This window comes from Sutterella massiliensis (genome assembly GCF_016899755.1).
GTDB classification, from domain to species: domain Bacteria; phylum Pseudomonadota; class Gammaproteobacteria; order Burkholderiales; family Burkholderiaceae_F; genus Sutterella; species Sutterella massiliensis.
The window spans coordinates 163,615-187,852 of record NZ_JACJJC010000002.1; the positions used below are offsets into that span (position 1 = coordinate 163,615).

The window sequence follows — 24,238 nt, forward strand, 5'->3', positions numbered from 1 at the left end:
GAGCGGCCTCAAAAGCGCGATCTACAAAGCGCGCATTATTGCAAACGAATTCGCGGGTCGACGATTGCGTAGACGATGTCCGTCAATAGAAGCCCCGCCACATAAGCGGCGGTGCCGAGAAAGACCATCGTGCGCACAACGGAAAAGTCCTGTGCATTGAGCGCATCGATCGTGTAGCTGCCGAGCCCGGGAATGCCGAAAAAGCTTTCCATGATGAGCGAGCCCATAAAGAGCATCGGAATCACCGCAACGGTCGAGGTGACGATCGGAAGCGCCGCATTGCGAAGCACGTGCCGCACGAGCACCGCGCCCTCGGACAAGCCCTTGGCACGCGCCGTGCGCACGTAGTCCTTGCCGATTTCTTCGAGGAACATCGCCCGATAGAGAAGCGTGTCGCTCCCCAAGCGCGAAAGTACGCCGATCAGAATCGGGAGCACGAGAAAGGCAAAGGCTCCCGGACCGTCGGCGTAGCCCGATACGGGAAAGAGCTGCATCACCTTCGCAAAGAGCCACTGCCCGACGATGATGTAAAAGAGCCCGGAGATCGACATCAGAAGTACCGAAAGTCCTACGGCGGCCGACTCCGTACGCGTGCCCCTAAAAAGAACAAGAAGCAGCGAATAGCTCACCATCACGAAAACGCCGAGCAGAAAAGTCGGCAGCGCCAGGAGGATCGAAGGCCACATGCGCGTCGAGATCTCGTAGCCGATGTCGCGCCCCGAGTCGCTCTGGCCGAACTCAAAGCGTAAGAGCGGCACGCTCTTCTTCCAGAAAACGGTCTCGGTTACCTGCTCGAGCCCTTCGGCTTTTTCATTGAAGAAAAGCGGATCGGCAAGATCGTGCGCCGCCTTCCACGCCTCGACGGCTTCTGCGGTCACGCGTTTGCCGCCGAGATTGAGACGCGCCATGTCGTCGGGGGTATTCACCGCAAAAAAGAGGAGAAACGTCAGCAGATTGACGCCCACGAGAATCAACACCCCGTAGCAGAGCCGCCGCAGTACGTAGCCGATCATGATGCGTCCCCCGTTCGATCGATCGCGCGTGACTCGCTGCGCTTTTCAAGAATGTAGGCGCCGCCCGCGGCGAGTGCTGCCGCCGCATAAAGAAGCAGCGCAAGCGGCCAGAGCACGGGTGCATTCCATTCGACAATGCGCTCGAGCCGCTTCTCGGCGTCGATGCTCAGGTACTTGAGGCCGTTCTGAACGAGTCCCGAAGGCTTCACGTTGCCGACCCAGGACTGATACGCGGCCGCTCCCGGCGGGTAATAGCCGAAGATCGCCGGTGCGTCCTCCTGCAGAATCGTCGTCATGCGGTCGATAAGCACCTGCTTTTCTTCGCCGTCCTCGAGGTAGCGCATAGCGCGGAACGCTTCGTCAAAGCGCTTGCTCTCATAGTTCGACGCATTTTCACCCCCGTGCTTCACCTTGCCGTTCGGCCCGTAGAAGAGGAAGAGAAAATTTTCCGCATCCGGATAATCCGCATTCCAGCCCCAGAAGAAAATCTGGGCCGCACCCTTTTGCATCTTCTCCTGGAAGCGGTTGTAGTCGGTCGCGCGGATTTCGAGCTGAATGCCAAGCTTGGCGAACTGCCGCTGATACCACTCGAGATAGGCCTTGCTTCCCTGCGCCGCCTGCTGGTAGTCGAAAACAAGGATGAGCGGCTCGCCCGTCTTCGCATCGCGCCCGTCGGGGTAGCCCGCTTCGGCGAGGAGCTTCTTCGCGTCCTCGATCGAGCGCCGTACGGGGCGCTTCACGCCGCCCACTTCCCGCATTTCGTACGCAATCGGATTGAAGGCCTCCGGACCGTCGTCGCGCCAGCCGAAAAGCCCAGGCGGCACGGGCCCGCTCGCAGGCGTGCCCTGGTTTTTCTGAAAGATCGCGAGATTCTCTTCCCAGTCGACCGCAATCGTGAGCGCCTGCCGCAGAAGCCGGTTGCGCCGCGCCTCTTCGGGCGTCTTTCCGCCGCCCACGACCGGATCGAGCCAATTGAAGCCCAGGTACCAGAGTCCTGCCTGAACGGTTTTCGGGAACTGCAGCGCCTTGCCGCTATAGAGCGAACGCTTTTCGGGATCGTCCTCCATGGCAACCAAGTACCCGAGCCCCGTATCAACTCGATCGATGAAGGGACTGTCGTAGTACCCCTGCAGGAACTTGGTCTGGAGCGGCACCGCTTCTTTTTCGATATCGAAAACGATTCGGTCGACCATGGGCAAGGGCTTCCCGCAATCGGCGAGCCGGCCGGCTTCGCGGTCAGCGGGTTCCCCTTCGCACGGATAGGGCGAGACGCGATAGTTGGGATTGCGGCGCATCTCGTGACGGCGATTTTCTTCAAAGACCGTCATCATGAAGGGCCCCGTCCCCACGGGCCAGGTGTCTAGCGAAATGTTCTTTTCGCGCAGCACCGCCGCTTCGTAAAAGCGCTCCGCCTCTTCCGGAACGGGCGCAAAAAAAGTCATCGCCAGCCAGTACGAGAACTGCGGGTACTTCCCGATCACGCGGATGCGAAGCGTGCGCTTGTCGAGCACTTCGACGCCCGGCAGCGGATCGGCCCAGAGATCGAGCCGCTCGCGCACATCGCCGCCCGCCGCTTCCTTCATCGCCCGGTAGCGGGCATTGAGCTTTTCGCCGTATTCGGCCAGCCCCACGATGCGCGTTTTCATCGTGCCGAAAATGGGGCTCACGACCAAGGGGCTTGCCATGCGGCGAATCGCATAAGCGAAGTCGCGCGCTTCGAGCGCACGCGTACCCTTTTCGGGCAAATCGAGCGGGCTCTCGAGCGAGCGCGCGAGTTCGGGGTCGATCGTGCGGTCGAGATTCTCGTAAAGAAGTTCGCCCGCCGCATTGCGCGCGAAAGCCGGATGCGGTGCATAGAACACATTCTCCCGGATGCGAATTTCGTAGTGCGACTCGGCGATTTCGCTCGGATCGGCGTTTTCAGGCAGCGCCCGTCCGTTCTTGTCGAAGTACTTCGGTTTGGCGATCGACTCGGCCGCCAAAGGCTCGAGCGTATAGGGGCGCTTCAGGTAGGCGTATTGGTAGAGCGGTTCGTAAATCGAATAGGTGTACGCCGTTTCGTCGCTCGAATACGAGCGCTGCGGGTCGAGCGTGCGCGGGCTTCGCCCGCCGAAAGCGGAAAAGAGCGTCTTTTCCCCGTATTCGGCAAGCGGCCTCGGACTGTTCGTTACCTCGGGGAGCAAAACGGAAAGCAGAAGCGAGAGGGCCGCCACAGCGAGCGCAGCCAAGCCGAGGCGCTTCATGAGCCGCGCTTCGGGCGTCGGGCGAGCGCCGCTCTCGCCGCCCGCAGCGGCCGCTGCGCCCAAAGGCCGGCAGCGGCCGACTTTCGCATCCGCGTCCTCAAGTTTCTCCATTTATTTCTCCAGGTAACAAACGAAAGCATTCGTTACGGCCCGCGTCCGCCGACGCCGTCGCCGGCTTTGCCCAAGGGCAAAAGACTCGAGCATCTTCTCTCGCCGCTCTTTTTCCCGATTTCACGACCCTTCCGCCTATACTACGGGAATCTTTGCCGAACGCCCGCCTCGGGCGTTCCCTCCTTTCGCAACGAAACTTTCGTCCTATGCAAGATTCAACGGGCTCCTTTCCCGTGCGCGTCTATTGGGAAGACACGGACGCGGGCGGTATTGTTTACCACAGCAATTATCTGAAGTTCATGGAGCGTGCGCGCTCAGAACTCATCCGCTCGCTCGGCATCTCGCAAGAGGCCGAACGCAGCGACCCCGAGGGACTGCTTTTCGTAGCCGCCTCCGTTTCGATCCGCTATCGGCGCGCCGCCAAGCTCGACGACGAGCTCGTCGTGCGCACACGCGTTAAGTCGCTCGGGCGCGCCTCGATCGTTTTTGAGCAGAACGTCTGGCGCGGCGACGAACTCATCACCGAAGGCGAAGTGCGCGTAGGCACCATCAGCCGCGCCACCATGACGCCCTCGCCCATGCCCGACGAGCTTTACGAAAAAGTCAACAGCCTCGCCCGCACGCTCGGTTTCGAGCAAGGCGCAAAATAACCGCGTCGACCGCTCGCCGCGGCAGCCGCAGACACAGATTGTCCTAGAAGAGATTTCCATGAATCCCACCGCAGATCTTTCCATCCTGACGCTCATCACCCAGGCCAGTCCCGTGGTGCAGATCGTGCTTGCGATCCTCATCCTGCTTTCGCTCCTGAGCTGGACGGTGATCTTCCGCAAGTTCTTCGCCGTCTCCCGGGCGCTACGCCAGACGGACGAATTCGAAAGCCGCTTCTGGAGCGGCACCGAGCTCACGAAGCTCCTTGAGGTCGCCAACCGCAACCGCGAAGCCTCCGGCATGGAAGAGCGCATTTTCGCCGCGGGCATGAACGAATTTCTCAAGCAGCAAAAGAGCGCCCGTGATGCCGTCAACGGTGTTTCGCGCGCGATGCGCGCGGTTTTTGCCCGCGAAATGGATCATCTCGAAAGCGGCCTGCCGATGCTCGCCTCGATCGGTTCGACCTCGCCCTATATCGGCCTCTTCGGCACGGTTTGGGGGATCATGAACGCCTTTACGGGCCTCTCGACTCTTGAGAACGCGAGCCTCGCCGTTGTGGCCCCGGGCATTGCCGAAGCGCTCGTTGCGACTGCCATCGGCCTCTTTGCCGCCATTCCGGCCGTTGCCGCCTACAACTACTTCAACAACCGCGTCGGGCGTCTTTCCAACCGCATCGAGGGCTTCAGCGATGAATTCCTGAACATCCTCGAGCGCCAGTCCCGGAGCTAATCGGTCATGTCGCTCAGAACAAACAACAAGCGCCGCGGCCTGATGGCCGAGATCAACGTCGTGCCCTATATCGACGTGATGCTCGTGCTCGTCGTGATTCTGATGGTCGCCGCGCCCTTCGTGAACCCGGCGGTCGTCAATCTGCCGTCGGTCAACAAGGCCTCCAAGGCACCCGAGACGCTCATCGAAGTGATCGTCTACCCCGACGGCCGCCTCTCGATGCGCAGCGGCAAGGTCATGACGCCGATCGACATGCCCGGGCTCGTCGCCGCGGTGAAGACCGCGCAGGCCGACAAGCCCGACACGCCCGTCGTGATCGCCGCCGACAAAGACGTGCGCTACGAAGACGTCGTCAACGTCATGAAGCGCCTGCAGGAGGCCGAAGTGGCCCGCGTCGGGCTCTCGCTTCGCATCGAGCGCTCCGCCGCTGCGAAGTAATCACCCGCTCACGCCACACCGAGCTCGAGGAGTTTCCACTTGAAGCCCATTGAGACCGAAACGGACCGACTCAAGGCCCTCTACCGAAAAGAAGACCGCCGCGACACCATTCCCGCCGCGGTCCTCTCGGCGGTCGTCCATTCGCTGCTCGTCGCGGGCCTGTTCGTTGCGATGCAGTGGAATACGAGCAACGAACCCGTCTACGCCGAACTCTGGGCCCCCGAAGACATCTCCGGCGGGCCCGATCCGGAGGGCGTCGCCGAGAAGCTGCCCGTCGATCCGAACCCGTCGCCCGATGCCGCCCCCGAAGAACCGGCACCCGACCCCGATCCCGCGCCCGAGGCTGCGCCGCCCCCCGAAGAGCCGGCCGCCCCGGAACCGGAACCCACGCCGCAGCCCGAGCCGCAACCAGAACCGGCACCGGCACCCGAACCCCAGAGTCCGACGCCTGAAGAGCTTGCCGAGGAGGCACGCCTGCGCGCCGAAGCCGAACAAAAACGCGTCGAAGCCGAACGCATTGCCGAACAGGTTCGCGAAGAGGAAGAAGCGCGCCGCGCCGAAGAAGTGCGCCTTGCGCAGGAGCGTGCACGCGCCGAAGAGATTGAACGCGCCCGCGCCGAAGCGATTGAAGCCGAACGCCAGCGAGAACTCGAAGAGCAGCGTCTCGAAGAAGAGCGCATTGCCCAGGAGCGCCTCGCAGAAGAGAAGCGCATCGCTGAAGAAGAGCGCCTTCGCCAGGAAGCGGCCCGAGCCGCTGAAGAAGCGCGCTTAGCCGAAGAAGCTCGCCTCGCCGAAGAAGCCCGAAAGGCTGAGGAAGCGCGCCTCGCGGAAGAAGAACGTCTCGCCGCAGAAGCGAAGAAGGCTGAAGAAGCCCGCATCGCTCAGGAAAAGGCCGCCGAAGAAGAGCGCCAGCGCGCCGAAGCCGAAGCTCAACGCATTGCCGCCGAAATGAAGGCGCAGGAAGAAAAGCGCCTCGCCGAAGAGAAGCGCATTGCCGAAGAGAAGACGAAAAAGGCCGCAGCCGAACGTGCCGAGCGCCAGCGCATCGCGCGCGTGATGCGCGAGCAGGAGCTCGCGCGTCTCTCGAGCAAGGTCGACCCGAACGCGACGCGCTCTGGTACGACAACGGGCGACAAGCGCAACTACCGCCGCAGTCTGCGCGGCACGGCGCTCGCACGCTACTCGGCGCGCGTAGCGGCCTGCGTGCGTCAGTTCATCGAGATCGAAGTGCCCGCCTCCATCGTTCGCGGACAGTATCAGGCGATCTACAAGGTGAAGCTGATGCCGACGGGCGAGCAGTTCCCCAACAGCCTCGAGCGCGTACAGGCCTCGGGCTGGGACGCCTACGACCTCGCGATCGAGCGCGCCATCCGCCGCTGCAACCCGTTCCCGCGTCCCGACACGGGTGAAGCGGTGCCTTCGGACCTCACCTTGAGCTTCGACCCCGTCGAAGACAAGAAGAAGTAGTTCCGCGCGCATAAGCCTCGAAGATGGCGCGATTCGAAACGCTCGAATCGCGCCTTTCTTATTTTTGCGAGGCAAGAAAAAGGCGCGTCGTCCGAAGATCGACACGCCCTTTCTTTTGCGAGGGAGCGCTTGCGCAACGCGAGCGCCTCTCGCTATCGGTTCAAGCCGGTTACGCGGCGAACTTCTTGAGACGCGACTTCACGAAAGCCACCGCCTCTTCGGTCTTCACCATCGTCTTTTCGGCAAGGTTGCGGCGGTCGGCATATTCGACTTCGCCGTTCTTGAGGCCGCGGTCGCCGATCACGATGCGGTGCGGCACGCCGATCAGTTCCCAGTCGGCGAACATCACGCCCGGACGCATGTCGCGGTCGTCGAGAATGACATCGACGCCTTCGGCCTTGAGCGACTCGTAAAGCGCGTCGGCGGTCTTCTTCACCTCTTCGCTCTTCGAGTAGTTCATCGGGCAAATGACGACTTCAAAGGGCGCGATGCTTTCGGGCCAGATGATGCCTTTGTCGTCGTGGCACTGCTCGATCGCAGCGCCCGCCACGCGCGTAACGCCGATGCCGTAGCAGCCCATCTGAATCGGCTGCGGCTTGCCGTTTTCGTCGAGGAAGGTCGCCTGCATCGGCTCGGAGTAGCGCGTACCGAGGAAGAAGACGTGGCCGACCTCAATGCCGCGCTGCAGCTTCAAGGTCCCCTTGCCGTCGGGCGAAGCGTCGCCTTCGACCACATTACGCAGGTCCATCTTCACGGGTTCGGGCAGATCGCGCCCGAAGTTCGCACCCGTGTAGTGGTAGCCCTCTTCGTTGGCGCCGCAGCAGAAGTCCGTCATGTCGGCGGCCGTGAGGTCGGCGTAGATCGCGACGTCTTCGCGCGCGCCGATCGGGCCGAGGTACCCGGGCTTGGAGCCGAAGGCGGCGAGGATTTCTTCGTCGGTCGCAAAGCGGAAGCCGTCCTTCAGTTCGGGGATGTGGCCCGCCTTCACTTCGTTCAGTTCATGGTCGGCGCGCAGGAGCACGAGAACGATCTTCGCCGGAAGCGGTTCGCCCTTTTCGTTCGTGCGGTCGGCAGCGAGCACGACGCTCTTGATGCACTTCAAGAAATCGATGCCGAGGTATTCGGAGACGAGTTCGCACTTTTCCTGGCCGGGCGTAGCGCGCTTTTCAAGCGTTTCCTTGGCTTCTCCGCGGCCGCCCAGAACGGACTGCGCTTCGGCGAGTTCAATGTTCGCCGCGTAGTCGGAATCCGGGCAGTAGGCAATCACGTCTTCGCCGGCATTGGCGATCACCTGGAATTCGTGCGAGCGCGAGCCGCCGATGGCGCCCGTGTCGGCGCGAACGGCGCGAAAGAGCAGACCGATGCGCGAGAAGATGCGCTGATAGGCGTCGTACATCTTCTGGTACGAGACGCCGGCCCCGGCTTCGTCGCGGTCGAACGAGTACGCGTCCTTCATCGTGAATTCGCGGCCGCGCATCACGCCGAAGCGCGGACGGCGCTCGTCGCGGAACTTCGTCTGGATGTGCCAGAAATTCACGGGGAGCTGACGCCAGCTCTTGATTTCCTGACGCGCCACGTCGGTGACAACCTCTTCGGAGGTCGGCTGAATCACGAAGTCGCGGTCATGACGGTCCTTGATGCGAAGGAGTTCGGGACCGTACTTTTCCCAGCGCCCCGTCTCCATCCAAAGCTCGGCCGGCTGCACGATCGGCATGAGGAGCTCGACCGCACCGGCGCGGTTCATTTCTTCACGAATGATGCCTTCGATCTTGCGGATGACGCGAAGACCCATCGGCATGTAGGTGTAGACGCCTGCCGCGAGCTTCTTGATCATGCCCGCGCGGATCATGTACTGCTGGCTGACGACGTCGGCATCGGCCGGCGCTTCCTTGAGCGTGGAAATAAAAAAGGAGCGAGCTCGCATATCGCAGTGCTTCCGTTTGAGTGGTTGTAATTGTCAAAAACGTTCGGTTGCGCCGCTCGTGTCGAAACGCCGCGGGCAAAAGGATAATTTTAGGCTTTTTCGGCTTCGGTCGTTTTAGCTTCGTCCGCCGCAACCGAGCTCTTGAGAACGGCCGAACCCGTACGAAGCCAGACGACGATGGTCGAAATCGCCGATACCGCCACAATGGCGCCGCCCGTGTAGGCGATGGGCTCGTAGCCGCTCACGCGCAGGATGCCGCTGCCGATGAAGGCGCCGCCCCCGATGCCGATATTGAAGATCCCCGAGTAGAGCGAAGCGGCGATGTCGGCGGCGTCGGGCGCCGCATTTAAGAGCATCGTCTGGAATGCCATGCAGACGGCGGTCATCGCAGCACCCCAGGCAACAACAAGCGCCATCAGGAGACCGAAGTGACCGCAGAGCGGCACGATCAAAAAGAGACTTGCCGCAATAACGATCAGGGGCACGGCGAGCGAACCCGAGGGGAAGCGCTCGACGAGCTTCGAACTCAGCACCGTGCCGAGAATCCCCGCTATCCCGAAGACAAAGAGCGTTGTCACGACATCCGTTTCGCCAAAGCCCCCGACTGTCTGCAGGATCGGACTGATATAGGAGTAGGCCGTGTACTGGCCGAGCACCGTAACAGCCGTGAGGCAGTAGAGCTGAATGAGCGCAGGGCGCTTCAGGATGACGGGCAGGCTCTTCATCGAGCCCGCGCGGTTCGAAGCGCACTCAGGGAGCACGAAATAAATAAGCGCAAAGACGAGCGCCGCGGCGATCCCGATGATGAAGAAGGCCTCCTGCCAGCCGAACATGTGCCCGAGCTGCGTGCCGATCGGCACCCCCAAGACCGTTGCGACGATCGTGCCGCCCATGACGGCGGCAAGCCCGAGCGCCCGCTTGCCGCGCGGCGCCATGCGCGCTGCGAGCGGCGTCATGATCGACCAGAAGATTGAATGCGTGAGCGCAACCGCTATGCGGGCGGCAAAGAGCTTCTCAAAGCTCTCGGCCCAAAGAACGACAAAGTGCGCGAGCGCAAAGACGGCGATGAGGCAAAGGAGGAGCTTTCGCCGCTCGAGCTTCGCGGTTGCGATCGTGAGCGGCAGCGACATAAGCGCCACCACCCAAGCGTAACCCGTGATGACGAGGCCCGTGAAGGCCACCGTTTCACCGAGGTCGCCCGCAATGTCGGGCAAGAGTCCCACGGGCAGGAATTCGGAAGTATTGAAGACAAAAGCCGCAAAGGCGAGCCCGACGATGGGCAGCCAGGCTCGAATGCCGTACTTGACGGGCTCGGGCGCGCTCATGATGAAAGAGAAACAAAGCGTTTACTGTTAGTGGGAGCGCAATTGTAGCCGCGCGCCGGCGAAGCGGCGTGCGGCCGATCCTGTTGGCAAGAGGCCGTTCAGTTTTTGTCCACAAGCACCATGTTGTCGCGGTGCACGATTTCCGGACGGTCGATCATGCCGAGCCGCTCGACAATTTCTTCGGTGTGGCAGCGGCAGATGCGCTTGGCGTCGGCGCTCGAATAATTGACGAGTCCGCGCGCAACCTCAACGCCCGAGCGCGTGACGCATGAAACGAGTTCGCCGCGCACGAATTCACCTTCGACGTCGACGACGCCCACGGGCAAGAGCGACGTATTGCGCTCAAAGAGCGCTTTGGCGGCCCCGTCGTCAAGGACGAGGCGCCCGGCAGAGCGCAGCTGATCGGCAAGCCACTGCTTGCGTGCGTGGAGCTTGGAGGCGGCGGGCTTCAAGTGCGTACCGATATGCTCGCCTTCGGCCAAGCGCACAAGGACATTCTCCTCGCGCCCCGACGCAATGATCGTGCCCGCCCCCGAGCGCGCTGCGCGCTTTGCGGCGAGAATCTTCGTAATCATGCCGCCCTTACTAAGCGTACTCGCGGCGCCCCCCGCCATGCTTTCGAGTGCGGGGTCGCCAGCCGTCGCCGTCGCAACGAACTCGGCGTCGGGGTTCGAGCGCGGATCGGCCGTATAGAGCCCGCGCTGGTCCGTGAGGATCACGAGGCAGTCGGCTTCGATCAGGTTCGTCACAAGCGCGCCGAGCGTATCGTTGTCGCCCACTTTGATTTCGTTCGTTGCAATCGTGTCGTTCTCGTTGATGACGGGCACGATCCCGAGGTTGAGAAGCTCGACGAGCGTCATGCGGGCGTTGAGATACTGCTCTCGGTCCGAAAGATTTTGGTGCGTGAGGAGCACCTGCGCCGTCCCGATCCCGTGCGAGCGGAAATGCGTTTCATAGGCCTGCACGAGCCCCATCTGCCCGACGGCCGCTGCGGCCTGCTGCTCGTAAAGACGCGAAGGGCGCTTTTCCCAGCCGAGACGCAGCACGCCTTCTGCCACGGCGCCCGAACTCACGAGCACGACTTCGCGCCCGAGCGCACGAAGCGCGGAAATCTGCGTCGCCCACCGTTCGATGGCGGACTCGTCGAGTCCGCGGCCGTCATTCGTGACAAGCGCGCTGCCGACTTTGACAACGATGCGTTTAGCGTCTTTGAGTAGCGAGGACATGTGCGGTTCCTTCCTTGGCCTTCCAAAGCTTCCTAGCCGTCTGTTGCATCGGGACAGGGAAGCGCGGCCACCCGCCTTCACCGCCCGTTCTCTCATGGATTGAGTTCTGAGGATACGCGCACTCGGGCAAGGCTTTTGGAAAAAACGCTCCCAAAAAAGCAAAAGATCGGCCCGCCTCAGTCGGCGTCCGATCTTTTGCGTAGAGCAATTCCTCGCTGCTGCCTCGAGGAGCAGCACTGCGGTCGCACGGGCGTTAATGCGCCGTCGGATCGTACGGTTCGTACGCCGGGGCGTCCTCGCCCTCGAAGCGTTCGTCGTCAAGGAACGCCATTTCCGCTCGGCGGTCTTCGTCGATCTTCTGCGCGAGCGCCTTCACAAGCGCTTCGACGCCCTGGCGGGCAGCTGCCGAAATCGCAAAGACGGGTTCGCCTTCCTTGGCGAACGCTTCGCGCCAATGCGAAATCAACGCCTCGCGTTCTTCTTCGGGTACAAGATCCATCTTGTTGAGTACGATCCAGCGAGGCTTAGCGGCGAGCGCCGGGTCGTACTTTTCGAGCTCTTCGGCCAGGGCCTTCGCCTGCGCGACCGGATCGGCCTCTTCGTCGAGCGGCGCCGCGTCAATGACGTGCAGCAGCACCTTCGTGCGCGAGAGGTGGCGCAGGAAAAGATGACCGAGACCGGCACCTTCGGCCGCACCCTCGATGAGACCCGGCACGTCGGCAATGACAAAGCTCTGTTCGGGACCGACGCGCACGACGCCGAGATGCGGGTGCAGCGTCGTGAAGGGATAGTCGGCGATCTTCGGACGCGCGTTCGAGACGGCGGTGATGAAGGTCGACTTCCCGGCGTTCGGATGGCCGAGCAGACCCACGTCGGCAAGTACCTTGAGCTCCAGCTCGAGCGAGCGGTACTGGCCGGGCTCGCCCGGCGTGAACTGCTTGGGCGCACGATTGACGGAGCTCTTGAAGTGGAGGTTGCCGAGACCGCCTTTGCCGCCCTGCGCCAGCAGCGCCTTGACGCCGTGATGATTGAGGTCGGCGATCACTTCGCCCGTATCCGTGTCGCGGATCACAGTGCCGACGGGCATGCGCAGAACGATGTCCTTGCCGCCCGCGCCGTAGCAGTCCGCGCCGCGGCCGTTTTCGCCGTTGGGCGCGAAATACTTTCTCGTGTACTGATAGTCCACGAGCGTATTGATGTTGCGGTCGGCAACGGCCCAAACAGAGCCGCCGCGGCCGCCGTCGCCGCCGTCGGGACCGCCCTTGGGGATAAATTTTTCGCGGCGGAAGCTAGCGGCGCCGTTGCCGCCCTTGCCGCCCTGAACTTCGATTCTGGCTTCGTCGACAAACTTCACGTCGAACCTCTGCGTGTGATGAAAAATGCGGATGGCAGACAATTGAAAAGCCCAGACGGAGTCTCCGGCCTGGGCTTCTTCATGCTGCGCGGTGAGTGCCGTGTCTCTCAAAAGCGCTCCGAGGCTTGTCGCCTCGGTACGTTCTCGAGCGAGCGCCAGACTGTGCGCTGCGGGCTTGCGGTTTCAGCTCGGGGATTAGAGCGAAGCCGGTTCAACCTTGACGTAGTGACGGTTGAAAGCGCCCTTCACTTCGAACTTGACGACGCCGTCGACAAGCGCGTAGAGCGTGTGATCCTTGCCCATACCGACATTGTCGCCGGCGTGGAACTTCGTGCCGCGCTGACGGACGATGATGCCGCCGGCGTTAACGGCAGCGTTGCCGAAAACCTTCACGCCGAGGCGCTTGGCCTGGGAGTCACGACCGTTGCGGGTGGAGCCGCCACCTTTCTTATGTGCCATTTTGTTTGCTCTTCAAAAATAGGGTGATAAGAGAAATTAAGCCGCGATCGCGTCGATCTTGAGCTCGGTGTAGGCCTGGCGATGACCGCCCGACTTCATCGAGTGCTTGCGACGACGGAACTTGAAGATGCGGACCTTGTCGTGACGGCCGTTCGAAACAACGGTCGCGGTGACGGAAGCGCCTTCAACGAGGGGCTTGCCGACCTTGAGGCCGTCTTCGCCGCTCACGGCGAGCACTTCGGTGATGGTGACCTGGGCGCCGGCTTCGAGGCCGAGGGATTCGACCTTGACCGTGTCGCCGATGCTGACGCGGTACTGCTTACCGCCCGTCTTGATGATAGCGTACATGTGATAAACCTCGCCGTTCCGCTTCGGGCTCAAGGAAAGAGCCGTGCGCGAAACCTTTTTGTACTTGACGCGACCGCGCTCGGAGGGAATCCCCGAAAGCCGCAGACATCGCGCCCGATGCGTGGGAAAGGAGCGCATTATTCCACGCGCAGAAAAGCGAGTCAAGCGAAACCACTGTTTTTCTTGCGCTTTCCGTGCCGCTTCGGGCATCTCGGCAAGCACTCGCGTGCCGCGGCGCGCAGACGCTCGGATATACTTGGGCCGCCAAAGCTTCTTTTGCGTTCTTTCGCGCGCTCCCGCGCGCGCTGTCAGCAGCGCTCGCGGAACGCAGCGGAAACGCTCTTATTTATTACTGAGAAAGCATCATCATGGCCGAGACCATCCCCAGCGAGGATCCCAAAGCGCTCGTCAAAGCGCTGCTTGCGCCGATTGCCGACGACATGAAGGCCGTCGACGACATCATTCGAGAAGAGCTCTCGAGCGACGTGAGCCGGATGGAGGAAATCAGCGAGTACATCACGAGCGCAGGCGGCAAACGCATGCGCCCGGCCCTCCTCATCTTGATCAGCCGCGCGCTCGGCTACGAAGGAACGCTGCACCAGTACCTGGGCGCAACGATCGAACTGCTGCACACGGCAACGCTCATGCACGACGACGTCGTTGACGAAAGCGCCATGCGCCGCGGCCGTCCGACAGCAAACGCGCGCTGGGGCAACGGCGCAGCCGTGCTCGTCGGTGACTTCCTCTACACGCGCTCCTTCCAGATGATGGTCAAGGCCGGCAATCTTCGCGTCATGGAAGCGCTCTCGAACGCCGCCAATCGCCTCTCCGAAGGCGAAGTCGTGCAGATGGTCAACGCGCACGACCCGCTCGTCGACGAGGCGCGCTACTTCCGCGTGATCGAACGCAAGACCGCCTGCCTTTTTGAGGCCGGGGCCCGCATGGCCGCTGCCATCGCCGAGTGCACGCCCGAAGAAGAGGAGGCCGTCGCCGAGTATGCGCTCGCGCTCGGCAACGCCTTCCAGATCGCCGACGATATTCTCGACTACACGGGGGTCGCGGCCTCGATCGGCAAGAACCTCGGCGCAGACCTGCGCGAAGGCAAAATGACGCTCCCCCTCATCTATGCGAGAGAGACGGCAAGCGACGCCGATCGGGCGCTTATTGACGAGGCCGTCAAAAAAGGCGACGGAGACTTTGACAAAATCTCTGAGATTGTGATAAGATCTGATTCTCTTGAGCGATGCAGAGCTCGCGCTGAAAAGGAACTGGAACGAGGTCGTGAGGCACTTTCGAAAATTCCCTCTTCCATTTTCAGCGAAAGTCTGCTAAACTTGCTGTCCTTCACTGTTAAGCGTGATCGATAAGCGCTCAAGTGAAAGAGTGTCGGGGTGTAGCTCAGCCTGGTAGAGTACTACGTTCGGGACGTAGGAGTCGGAGGTTCGAATCCTCTCACCCCGACCAGGAATTCGAAAGGGTCGTTCTGTGGAACGGCCCTTTTTCTTTATCCCTTATCTGCTTATCTCGGCGCGCATCCTGAGCGCGAGCGCCCCCGTGCCCGTGTTCAAGAAAGCGCCATCGGCTTTCGGGAGGCGCAAATGGCTTGGATTCTCGGACTCACGGGCGGCATCGGCTCTGGCAAAAGCACGGCGAGCGCCTGGTTTTCGCTGGCGGGCTACCCCGTTGTCGACGCCGACGCCATTTCCCGCTCGCTCACCTATCCCGGGGGCGCCGCAATCCCCGCGATCGCGAACGAATTCGGCGCCGACTTCATCACCCCCGAAGGCGCCATGAACCGCGCCAAGATGCGCGAACTTGTTTTTGACGACCCAAAGGCGCGCGAGCGGCTCGAAGGCGTCATGCGTCCGCTCATTCGCCGCGCCTCGCTCGAAGCGCTCGAGCGCGCGCGCTCGCTTGCCGACGCGGCAGGCAAAGCCTTTGCGGTATTCGACTGTCCGCTCCTCTGCGAATGGCCCGAAGCGCGCACCGTCGTCGATCGACTGCTTGTCATCGATCTCTGCGAAGAAGAACAGATTCGACGCGTCGCGCTGCGCTCCAGCCTCACGCCCGAGCGCGTGCGCTCGATTATTCGTGCACAGATTCCGCGCCAGGCGCGCCTCGCACAGGCCGACGACATTATTTATAACGGCGGCTCGCTCGAAGACTTCCGGAGCGCGCTTGCCGCACTTCTCGAACGCTATTTAGCGCGAGCCGACTGATCCGCACGAGCCGCCTGGTCAATCCGCGCGAAGTTCTTTTCGCGAATGCGTAACAAAATTCTTCCGATTGCCCGGCACGCAGTTCAAAAAGCCTCGCTCAAACGCTAATATTTCGGGGATAAACTTCTGCGTCCTTCGAGGCACTTGCGGCCCGTTTCGCCTCCGCTTCGGGGCGCCTTCGGTACGCAGACTGCGCGCAGATACCGTCGACTTCTTCCAGCCCGCTCGCCCAATGGATTCAACCGGCCTCATCCTCTACGAATTTCCCTGCAATGAGAAAATTCGCATGTACCTGCGGCTCGAAACGCTCTTTCAGCGCTTCGAGTGGTTCTGCAGCGAGGAGAGTCCGTATGCCCATCACGCAGCTCTTTCCGCCCTTTTCGATTTGGCGGACGCCACCGCACGCTCTGACCTCAGAAACGAACTGCTGCAGGAGCTCGCGCGCCAGCGACAGACGCTTTTGCGCCTGCGCGGCCGAAACGATGTCAACCAGACTGCTTTGAAGGAAGCGCTCGACGAAATTGCAGCGACAGTAAGCGACACGAGCCGCATCGTCGGGCGCAGCGGCCAGACGATTCGCGAAAACGAGTGGCTGCAGCTCGTGCGTACCCGCCAGTCGATTCCGGGCGGCACTTGCGAATTCGACATGCCGATGCTGCATTGGTGGCTCTCCATGCCGCCCGCACACCGCCAGGCCGAGCTCCAATCCTGGGCTGCGTCGCTCGAAACGACCAAGCGCGCCGTAAAACTTGTGCTTCGCCACATCCGCGCCTCTATGGCCGAAAAGGCGTGCCATGCCGACCACGGCATGTACCAGCTCCCGATGTCGGGCAAAGCCTATACACTCGCGCGCATCTGGATGGACGCGAACGATACGCTCATTCCGGAAGTGAGCGCCAACAAATACATGCTCTGGATCCGTTTTTCGCGACCCGACGAACGCCGGCGTCTGCACGCGGTGCAGGAGTCGGTCGACTTCAAGCTCGGGCTGTGCGGTTGATAGCTCGCTCAACCGATGGCGCTCAGTGCAACCATTGCCTCTCATCGAGGAGATAAGAAGTGAAAGTAAAGTGTCCGACTTGCGGACAGGAAACGGAATATTCGCCCGAAAATCCCTGGCGCCCCTTTTGCAGCGAGCGCTGCAAACTCATCGACCTCGGCGCCTGGGCCAACGACGAATACCTCATTGAGGGCGAACCCGGCTCGGCCATGAGCCTCTCTGAACAGGACCTCGACAACGCGGCACAAGCTGCGCTTCGCCGCGCCGAGCACATTGCCGAAGCCGAAGCCAAACGCAGCAAGCGTCGTCGCTGACCGTCCGCCTTCGCTGCAACGAACCGCGCCGCAGCGCATGTCTTCTTCGGACATGCTGCGGCGTTTTTGTTGCCGCCAATCCTCAGATCACGCTTTCGGCAACAAATGTTTCGCAGAAGACGACTAATCGAAGTCCGGTTTGATCCCGCAAAGAAGGTGTCGGTTTTTCTGCCTATGCGATGCAGCGGCTTCGAAGCACTTGATACCGGAGAATGAAAAAAGCCTGGAAAACAAGGAAGATTCGGACTGAAAAAGTTCCGGACAAAAGCAGCAACAGACCAAAAAGAATGAGGCCCACATCATGACCTCGGTACTCCATCCCATCAAGCATCTATCCGCGGCCGCTCTCGCCGTTTTTTCCGCTTTTGCACTTTCGGGCTCGCCTGAAGCGGCTGCACGCGGCATCACGGTCGCACTCGCCAACTCTTTCACGACGCTCGACCCTTACGATGCGACGGACGTCGTTTCTCGTCAGGTTTCGAAATCCTTCTACGAGGGACTCTTCGCCTTCGATAAGGACATGAAGCCGCAGCCGCAGCTCGCCGAATCTTACGAAGCGAGCCCCGACGGTTTGGTCTACACCATCAAGCTCAAGCAGGGCGTCCCGTTCCATGACGGCTCCGAATTCGATGCAGAGGCCGTGAAAGTCAACTTCGAGCGCGTTCTCGACAAGAAGAACGGGCTCACCCGCTACACCTACTTCAACTTCGTCGACAAGGTCGAAGTCGTTAACAAATACACGGTTCGCTTCACGCTAAAAACGCCGATGTCGGCCTTCATTGCACGCTTGGCAAACGGTACGGGCCAGATGATCTGCCCGAGCGCCATTGCAAAGGAAGGCAATGACGGACTTGCCTTTCGACCTTGCGGCACAGGCCCGTATCTGCTGAAGTCCTTTAATCCGAGCACGAAGCTCGAAGTCGTCAAGAACCCGAACTACCGCATCAAGGGACTTCCCAAACTCGATTCCATTACGTGGCTTCCGGTGCCGGAAAACCAGACACGCGTCAACATGTTGCTCACGGGTGAAGCCGACTACGTCCACAGCCTTCCGCCGGAACTCTATAAGCGCCTGACGGATCGAAACGACATCAAGCTCTTCAACTTCCCGTCGATCTACCAGCGCTGGCTCACGATCAACATGCTTCACAAGCCTTTTGACGATATTCGCGTTCGTCAGGCAATTGCCTACGCCATCAACAAGAAGGCTTATGCGAAGGTCGTTTTCGACGGCTTTGCCCGGCCCGCCGCGAGCGTGCTGCCGCCCGAAATCCCCGGCGCAGTTTCGTTCGACGAATGGCCGTACGATCCCAAGAAGGCACGCGAACTTCTAAAGGAGGCCGGCTACCCGAACGGCTTTGAAACGCAGCTCTGGGGCGCTTTTAACAATTCGACCGTCAATAAGGGGCTGCAATTCCTGCAGCAGCAATTGCGCCAGGTCGGCATCAAGACGACGCCGCGCGCACTCGAAGCGGGCATCATGGTGGACGAAGTCGACAGTCAAACCGACCCGCAGAAGGCGCCCGTGCGTCTCTGGTTCGTCACCTGGTCCAATTCGACGGGCGAGCCCGACTGGGGTCTTCGGCCGTTCTTCGATTCGCGTGCCGTGCCCCCTGCACTCAACAACACGTCCTACTACGTGAATCCGAAGGTCGATGCACTCTTCGACCAGGGTCTCGGTGAAGTTGATGCCGAGAAGCGCGCTGCGATCTACAGCGACATCCAGAAGATCCTATGGAAAGACGTGCCGGCGGTTCCGCTTGGCTTTGACAACATTCTCGCCGGCGTCTCGAAGCACCTCGAGAACTTCCGCCCGACGCTCGACTCGGGCTTCGACTTCTACAACGCCGAGTGGAAGGAGTGACGGCAACTAACCGCTACAACCAGACTGAAACCCAAAGAAAACGCCGCATGCGCGTCCTCTTCGGACGCGCTGCGGCGTTTTTTGTTCACTGCGGACGGCTTGACGCAAGCCGGACGCTCTTACGCGGCAATCAGGCTTCGGGCTTGACGCCGTGCGCCCCCTTCTTCTGCCACTTTTCGAGGTCTGCTGCAGGCGCGCGGTTCACATAAGTCGGAATGCGCGGCTCACCGTCAACGAGGAGCGCATCAAAGTTTTCGGGCTCGACGATCACGAAATCGAACGCCATGGCAACGGCCTTCAGAACATCGTCGAGGGTCTCGACGCGCGCGCCCACCCAGCGCGCCTTGCGGTCGCGCACGACCGTCGCCTGAAGCGCCGTACGAGAGAGCGTAAGCGTATCGGTGCGGTCGTCGAACACTTCGGGAAGCGACGCACGGTTCACGATCGCCTGATCAACCGGCAGGAGCAACCCCGGCGTGCGTTCATTCGAAGCAAACCAGCCGCACTGCTGACCCTCGCGGCACTCGGGCGTGCCCTTGAAATGGTGCGAGCGGCGGAAATGCAGCCGCACGTGGGCGTGCTCGTAGCGGTGCTCGGTCACGAACCACGGCGTCGAATCGAGGAGCTCCAATCCGAGCTCTTCGCGAAGCTCGCGCGCAAGCGCATCGTGCACGGTCTCGTCCGCTTCAAGCTTGCCGCCCGGGAACTCCCAATAGCCTGCGTAGGGCTTGCCTTCGGGGCGCGACGAAAGCAGCACGCGACCGTCTTCGCGAATCAGAACGCCGACGGCAACATCAACGATTTTTTCCACTTGCTCTTCTCCTGACGTCTTGGGACGTCGTTATTGTTCTTCGCACTTTTCCGATCTTACCGCTTCGCGGCGCATGCATAGCGGCAGCGGCGCGAATTCAAAGGCAGCCGTCGCACTCGAGCGAGCCGCGCCCGAGCGAAAGTTCGATCACAAGGGGCGCCCGCGCCGCGCGCTCGTCAAGGAGCGCGAGCCAACCCGCAACCGTCTCAAAGAGCGCCGCTTCCGGTGTTTGCGCCTCAGGTACGCGCCCCGAGGCGAGGGCGACGGCAGGACGCCCCTTTCGCATGAGAAAGCTGTCGTTCACAAAGCACGCGATCGGAGCACGTTCAAGACCGGCAATCCCCGCGTCGACAAAGAGCGCCGAATTGAGAACGCAAAAGAGCGACGAGAGAAGTGCGAGCGAATTCACTGCCTTTTGGCGCTCGCGAGCGCGAAACGCTTCAGCAGCAGCGCACTCTCGCCAGCGAACGAGACGCATCAGCGCTGCGCGCCGCACACGTTCGGCCTCCGCCGCATCGGCGGCACCGCGCAAAACGAAGTCGATGGCAAAACTCGGCACATTCGGCAAAAACCGCTCCGAGCTGTGTCCCTCAAGCGCGTCCGACATAGCGCCCGGACACGCGAGTCTCGGAAACATTGCCGCGCGAAATCCTGCCGCGACGGGTTCCAGCCGCGGGTCGGACAGCTCGACAATCGGCGTGACCCCTCGGGCGGCGGCCGCCCCTGTCGAGAGAATCAAGAGCGCGTCGCCCGGCGCTTCAAAACCCGGCCACCGACCGAAAGCATGAAGCCAAAAACGATCGGCCATGAATTCGAGCACGCGCGACGCGACGGGCAAATCCGTTGCGGCGACAAGCGTCTTCGCACCGAACCCGAAGTCGTCCGACGCAAAGAGCGCCGCAGCGAACTGCGCTTCGCCGTCGGGCGAATAAAAGGGAATCGAACGGCTGCGCACGATGCCCGTCGAAGATGCGCGGCTTTGCTCGACGTTTTGAAGACACGCTTCGGGGCGCGCTTCTGCGCCCTCGTCAGTCGACAGCGGATCTTTGGCGAGCACCGCATCCAACAGCTCGAGATAGCGTCCCGCCTCAAAGCCGCGCGCGAGCGCGCCGCTCGCAAAATGAAAGAGCGCGCCCCGAGGCGCTGACGCAGCCGTTTCCGCCCATCGGCGCTTCGCTTCCGACAGAAAGCCGGTTTCGGTGAGATCAGACACCGTGCCCGCACCCGTATTGGCCGAGCCCGTCGTCACGACGAAAAGCGTTTTGGCGAGCACCGAGCCGCTAAAAACGCCCTTTTCTTCGGCGAGTGATTTAAGTGCTTTCGGGGCGCCGTCTGCCAGCCCGCCTGTACGTACGCGAAGCGCTGCGCCGCACGCGAGCGCCCTGTCGTCAAACGCGAATGCGTGCAGCGAAAAGCCCCCCGGCGCTTCTCGCGCAAATCGGCAGCTTAGGCCCGGCATCCGGAATGCGTTGAAGTCAATCGGCATAGCGACGCTCCGCAGAATCGCTTTACCTCGGCAAGCGTTGCGAACCGAGGCAACAGACACGCAAAAACAAAGCCCGCCAACATGCGTCGAAAACCCGAAAGGCCGTCGCATGCGCGGGCTTGTGAGGTTCGTCTCGGCCGTCGGCCGCCCAAAACGCGGGCGGCTCAGCCGAGCGGCTCATTGTCGGTTCATCAAGCGAGCTTGCCGTGGCAGTCCTTGAACTTCTTGCCCGAGCCGCAGGGGCACGGGTCGTTGCGGCCGACGTGCGCAAACATGGCGCGGCGCTGCGCTTCCTCTTCCTTCGAGAGGACGTCGAGCGTGCTCTGGCTCGATTCGGGCTGATCGAGGCGCGCAGCGGCAGCGCGCGCTTCGCCGCTTTCGCGGGCCGCCTCGGCCGCAGCCTGCGCTTCTTCGCGCATCTTGATTTCGACATGCATGAGCACGGAAACCGTCGTTTCGCGAATCGAGTCGAGAAGCTGCTCGAACATGTTGAAGGCTTCGCGCTTGTATTCCTGCTTGGGCTGCTTCTGCGCGTAGCCGCGCAGATAGATGCCCTGACGCAGCGCGTCGAGCGCGGCGATGTGCTGACGCCACAGCTGGTCGATCACCTGCAGGAGCACGGAACGGGCGAACTGCGCAAAGGCTTCGTGGCCGACGAGTTCTTCCTTCGAAGCGTAGAGCGCATTCACCGTCTTGATAAGCTCGGCAAGCAGATCTTCGTCCGTCGTCTGATCGGACTCGTCGAGCATCTTCTGCAGCGGAATATCGATGCCGAAATCGTTCTTGAGCTTTTCGGTGAGGCCGGCGAGGTCCCACTGCTCTTCGACCGTTTCGGCGGGCACGAAGCTGCGGAAGAGATCCGTGAAATAGCCCTCGCGCAGGTTCTTCACCATCTCGGAGCAGTCGCTCGACTCGAGAATTTCGTTGCGAAGCCCGTAGATTTCGTGACGCTGATCGTTCTGAACGTCGTCGAACTCAAGGAGCTGCTTGCGGATGTCGTAGTTGCGGCCCTCGACCTTGCGCTGCGCCGATTCGATCATGCGCGTAAGCATCTTCGACTCGATCGCCACACCAGGCTCGAGATTGAGCTTGTCGGCGATGGCTCGCATGCGGTCGCCGCCGAAGATGCGAAGGAGCTGATCTTCCATCGAAAGATAGAAGCACGACGACCCCGGGTCGCCCTGACGGCCCGAACGGCCACGCAGCTGATTGTCGATACGTCGGGATTCGTGGCGTTCAGAGCCGATGATGCGCAGGCCGCCCGCTTCCACCACGGCGTCGTGGAGCTTCTTCCACTCGGCGCGCGCAGCTTCGATCTTCGCGTCCTTTTCCGCTTCGGAGAGCGTTTCGTCTTCTCGGATCGCATCGATCTGCTTGTTGATGCCGCCGCCCAAAACGATGTCGGTACCGCGGCCGGCCATGTTGGTCGCAACGGTCACCATGCCGGGACGGCCGGCTTCGAGAACGATCTGCGCTTCCTTGGCGTGTTCCTTGGCATTGAGAACGTTGTGCGCAATGCCTTCCTTCGTGAGGAGCTGCGAGAGGAGTTCCGAATTTTCAATCGACGTCGTGCCGAGCAGCACGGGCTGGCCCTTCGCGTGGCAGCGCTTCACGTCTTCGACGATCGCCGTGTACTTTTCGCCGACCGTACGATAGACCTTGTCCTGCTCGTCGATGCGGATCATCTTGCGGTGCGTCGGAATGACGACCGTTTCAAGGCCGTAGATGTCCTGGAATTCGTAAGCTTCCGTGTCGGCCGTACCCGTCATGCCCGAGAGCTTCTCGTACATGCGGAAGTAGTTCTGGAACGTGATCGAAGCGAGCGTCTGGTTTTCCTGCTGAATCTTGACGCCTTCCTTGGCTTCGACGGCCTGGTGCAGGCCTTCGCTCCAGCGGCGGCCGGGCATGAGGCGGCCGGTGAATTCGTCGACGATCACGATTTCGCCGTTCTGCACGACGTAGTTCTGGTCGCGCTTAAAGAGCGTGTGCGCCTTGAGCGAGGCCATGAGGTGATGCATCAGGATGATGTTCTTGGGCGAATAGAGCGACTCGCCCTCGCCCACGAGGCCGCGCTCGGCGAGGATGCGCTCGAGCTTTTCGTGGCCGCTTTCGGAGATGTAGACCTGGTGGGCCTTTTCGTCGACCCAGTAGTCGCCTTCGCCCTTTTCTTCGGCCTGGCGCGTCAAGAGCGGCGGGATCTCGTTGATCTTGACGTAGAGGTCCGTATTGTCGTCGGCCGGACCCGAAATGATGAGCGGCGTGCGAGCTTCGTCAATAAGAATCGAGTCGACTTCGTCGACGATCGCGTAGTAGAGCCCGCGCTGGCGGCGATTGGCCGTGTCGTACTCCATGTTGTCGCGCAGGTAGTCGAAGCCGAATTCGTTGTTCGTGCCGTACGTGATGTCGGCGCGGTACGCGGCGCGCTTCGTTTCGTTGTCCTGCTGCGTGAGGATCTTGCCGACCGAGAGACCGAGCCAGTTGTAGAGGCGCCCCATCCAGTCCGCGTCGCGCGAAGCGAGATAGTCGTTCACCGTCACGACGTGAACGCCCTTGCCCGGGAGCGCGTTGAGGTAGACGGGCAGCGTCGCCGTGAGCGTCTTGCCTTCGCCCGTACGCATTTCGGCGATCTTGCCGTCGTTCAAAACCATGCCGCCGATAAGCTGCACGTCGAAGGGACGCATGCCGAGCACGCGCTTGGCGGCTTCTCTCACCACGGCGAACGCTTCTACGAGAAGCTCGTCGGTCGTGGCGCCCTTGGCGATGCGGTCGCGGAATTCCTGGGTCTTGCCCTGGAGCTCTTCGTCCGAGAGTTTTTCCATCTGCGGCTCGAGCTTGTTGATCGCATCGACCTTGCGGCGGTACTGCTTGATCAGGCGGTCGTTGCGACTGCCGAAAATTTTGGTGAGAAGTTCGTCAAACATCGTCTATCACTTCGGTGTGGCACTGCGAGCGTCGTGCAGCCCGAAAGGGACTTGCGCGGCGCGCGGCTCTCAAATTCGCACGCTTTCAAAAATCACGCGCATCCGCGCCGGACATCGCGCCTTCGGGCTCGAGGGCGCGCTCTGCATCGGATCGAATAGACTTGGCCGAGATGCAGGAGGCGTCTTCGCGCGAGCGTGGTGCAGCTGACGAATGCGGGAGCGCCCGAAAGGGCTGCGGGACCCGAACCGAAAAAGCGCATCGCGCGGTCCGAGCCCCCGCCGAAACGGGGAAACTTGGGGATTATCGCACATCGAGACGCACGGAATTCTTAACCTTT

At 61.5% G+C, this 24,238-nt stretch carries 20 protein-coding genes and 1 tRNA gene; 10 read left to right on the forward strand and 11 right to left on the reverse strand.

What is annotated here, in order from left to right:
* Positions 1-35: 35 nt before the first annotated feature.
* Both H6A60_RS02110 and H6A60_RS02115 read right to left on the reverse strand, forming a co-directional pair.
* Positions 36-1,013, reverse strand: a complete 978-nt coding sequence (locus H6A60_RS02110; RefSeq protein WP_205101772.1) for an ABC transporter permease — start codon at positions 1,011-1,013, stop codon at positions 36-38.
* Complete coding sequence (locus H6A60_RS02115) at positions 1,010-3,256, reverse strand: ABC transporter substrate-binding protein (RefSeq protein WP_205101842.1); 2,247 nt, start codon at positions 3,254-3,256, stop codon at positions 1,010-1,012. The genes H6A60_RS02110 and H6A60_RS02115 overlap by 4 nt, the downstream gene beginning before the upstream one ends.
* 317 nt (positions 3,257-3,573) lie before the next feature.
* On the opposite strand from H6A60_RS02115, the gene ybgC reads away from it, so the two are divergent.
* From ybgC to tolA, 4 genes are read left to right on the forward strand one after another with little or no spacing between them, the layout of a single operon-like run.
* Positions 3,574-4,017: a tol-pal system-associated acyl-CoA thioesterase gene (ybgC, locus tag H6A60_RS02120; protein WP_205101773.1), complete on the forward strand. Its 444-nt coding sequence runs from the start codon at positions 3,574-3,576 to the stop codon at positions 4,015-4,017.
* Positions 4,018-4,075: 58 nt separating this feature from the next.
* Complete coding sequence (tolQ, locus tag H6A60_RS02125) at positions 4,076-4,744, forward strand: protein TolQ (RefSeq protein WP_205101774.1); 669 nt, start codon at positions 4,076-4,078, stop codon at positions 4,742-4,744.
* A gap of 6 nt (positions 4,745-4,750) precedes the next feature.
* On the forward strand, positions 4,751-5,182 hold the full coding sequence (locus H6A60_RS02130) for a biopolymer transporter ExbD (protein ID WP_205101775.1): 432 nt from the start codon (positions 4,751-4,753) through the stop codon (positions 5,180-5,182).
* Positions 5,183-5,221: 39 nt separating this feature from the next.
* On the forward strand, positions 5,222-6,649 hold the full coding sequence (gene tolA / locus H6A60_RS02135; protein ID WP_239477531.1) for a cell envelope integrity protein TolA: 1,428 nt from the start codon (positions 5,222-5,224) through the stop codon (positions 6,647-6,649).
* Positions 6,650-6,818: 169 nt separating this feature from the next.
* On the opposite strand, the gene H6A60_RS02140 is transcribed toward tolA, so the two are convergent.
* The 6 genes from H6A60_RS02140 to rplU all read right to left on the reverse strand — a co-directional run bounded on the left by H6A60_RS02140 (position 6,819) and on the right by rplU (position 13,285).
* The gene (locus H6A60_RS02140; RefSeq protein WP_205101776.1) at positions 6,819-8,573 is read right to left on the reverse strand and encodes a proline--tRNA ligase; all 1,755 of its coding nucleotides are present in this window, start codon (positions 8,571-8,573) and stop codon (positions 6,819-6,821) included.
* A gap of 89 nt (positions 8,574-8,662) precedes the next feature.
* Positions 8,663-9,898: a sugar transporter gene (locus tag H6A60_RS02145; protein WP_205101777.1), complete on the reverse strand. Its 1,236-nt coding sequence runs from the start codon at positions 9,896-9,898 to the stop codon at positions 8,663-8,665.
* Positions 9,899-9,996: 98 nt separating this feature from the next.
* The gene (proB, locus tag H6A60_RS02150) at positions 9,997-11,124 is read right to left on the reverse strand and encodes a glutamate 5-kinase (protein ID WP_205101778.1); all 1,128 of its coding nucleotides are present in this window, start codon (positions 11,122-11,124) and stop codon (positions 9,997-9,999) included.
* Positions 11,125-11,377: 253 nt separating this feature from the next.
* Entirely contained in the window at positions 11,378-12,478 is a 1,101-nt protein-coding gene (cgtA, locus tag H6A60_RS02155) for an Obg family GTPase CgtA (RefSeq protein WP_205101779.1), read from the reverse strand.
* 195 nt (positions 12,479-12,673) lie between these two features.
* Positions 12,674-12,937 carry a 50S ribosomal protein L27 gene (rpmA, locus tag H6A60_RS02160; RefSeq protein WP_205101780.1) on the reverse strand — a complete coding sequence of 88 codons (264 nt, stop codon included), beginning with the start codon at positions 12,935-12,937 and terminating at the stop codon, positions 12,674-12,676.
* 36 nt (positions 12,938-12,973) lie between these two features.
* The gene (gene rplU / locus H6A60_RS02165) at positions 12,974-13,285 is read right to left on the reverse strand and encodes a 50S ribosomal protein L21 (protein WP_205101781.1); all 312 of its coding nucleotides are present in this window, start codon (positions 13,283-13,285) and stop codon (positions 12,974-12,976) included.
* Between the two features lie 368 nt (positions 13,286-13,653).
* Here rplU and H6A60_RS02170 point away from each other — a divergent pair, with 368 nt between their 5' ends.
* The 6 genes from H6A60_RS02170 to H6A60_RS02195 all read left to right on the forward strand — a co-directional run bounded on the left by H6A60_RS02170 (position 13,654) and on the right by H6A60_RS02195 (position 18,682).
* The gene (locus tag H6A60_RS02170) at positions 13,654-14,652 is read left to right on the forward strand and encodes a polyprenyl synthetase family protein (protein ID WP_205101782.1); all 999 of its coding nucleotides are present in this window, start codon (positions 13,654-13,656) and stop codon (positions 14,650-14,652) included.
* A gap of 20 nt (positions 14,653-14,672) precedes the next feature.
* Positions 14,673-14,749 (forward strand) — tRNA-Pro (locus H6A60_RS02175).
* Positions 14,750-14,883: 134 nt separating this feature from the next.
* Entirely contained in the window at positions 14,884-15,504 is a 621-nt protein-coding gene (coaE, locus tag H6A60_RS02180) for a dephospho-CoA kinase (RefSeq protein WP_205101783.1), read from the forward strand.
* Between the two features lie 232 nt (positions 15,505-15,736).
* A complete protein-coding gene (gene zapD / locus H6A60_RS02185) occupies positions 15,737-16,504 on the forward strand; it encodes a cell division protein ZapD (RefSeq protein ID WP_205101784.1) in 768 nt (255 codons plus the stop codon).
* 59 nt (positions 16,505-16,563) lie between these two features.
* Positions 16,564-16,818 carry a DNA gyrase inhibitor YacG gene (locus tag H6A60_RS02190; protein WP_205101785.1) on the forward strand — a complete coding sequence of 85 codons (255 nt, stop codon included), beginning with the start codon at positions 16,564-16,566 and terminating at the stop codon, positions 16,816-16,818.
* 301 nt (positions 16,819-17,119) lie between these two features.
* The gene (locus tag H6A60_RS02195) at positions 17,120-18,682 is read left to right on the forward strand and encodes an ABC transporter substrate-binding protein (protein ID WP_205101786.1); all 1,563 of its coding nucleotides are present in this window, start codon (positions 17,120-17,122) and stop codon (positions 18,680-18,682) included.
* A gap of 130 nt (positions 18,683-18,812) precedes the next feature.
* Here H6A60_RS02195 and H6A60_RS13910 read toward each other — a convergent pair whose 3' ends face one another.
* The 3 genes from H6A60_RS13910 to secA all read right to left on the reverse strand — a co-directional run bounded on the left by H6A60_RS13910 (position 18,813) and on the right by secA (position 23,900).
* Positions 18,813-19,493: an NUDIX domain-containing protein gene (locus H6A60_RS13910; protein ID WP_338054826.1), complete on the reverse strand. Its 681-nt coding sequence runs from the start codon at positions 19,491-19,493 to the stop codon at positions 18,813-18,815.
* Positions 19,494-19,590: 97 nt separating this feature from the next.
* On the reverse strand, positions 19,591-20,979 hold the full coding sequence (locus tag H6A60_RS02205) for a hypothetical protein (RefSeq protein ID WP_205101787.1): 1,389 nt from the start codon (positions 20,977-20,979) through the stop codon (positions 19,591-19,593).
* A gap of 191 nt (positions 20,980-21,170) precedes the next feature.
* Positions 21,171-23,900 carry a preprotein translocase subunit SecA gene (gene secA / locus H6A60_RS02210; RefSeq protein ID WP_205101788.1) on the reverse strand — a complete coding sequence of 910 codons (2,730 nt, stop codon included), beginning with the start codon at positions 23,898-23,900 and terminating at the stop codon, positions 21,171-21,173.
* Between the last annotated feature and the right edge of the window lie 338 nt (positions 23,901-24,238).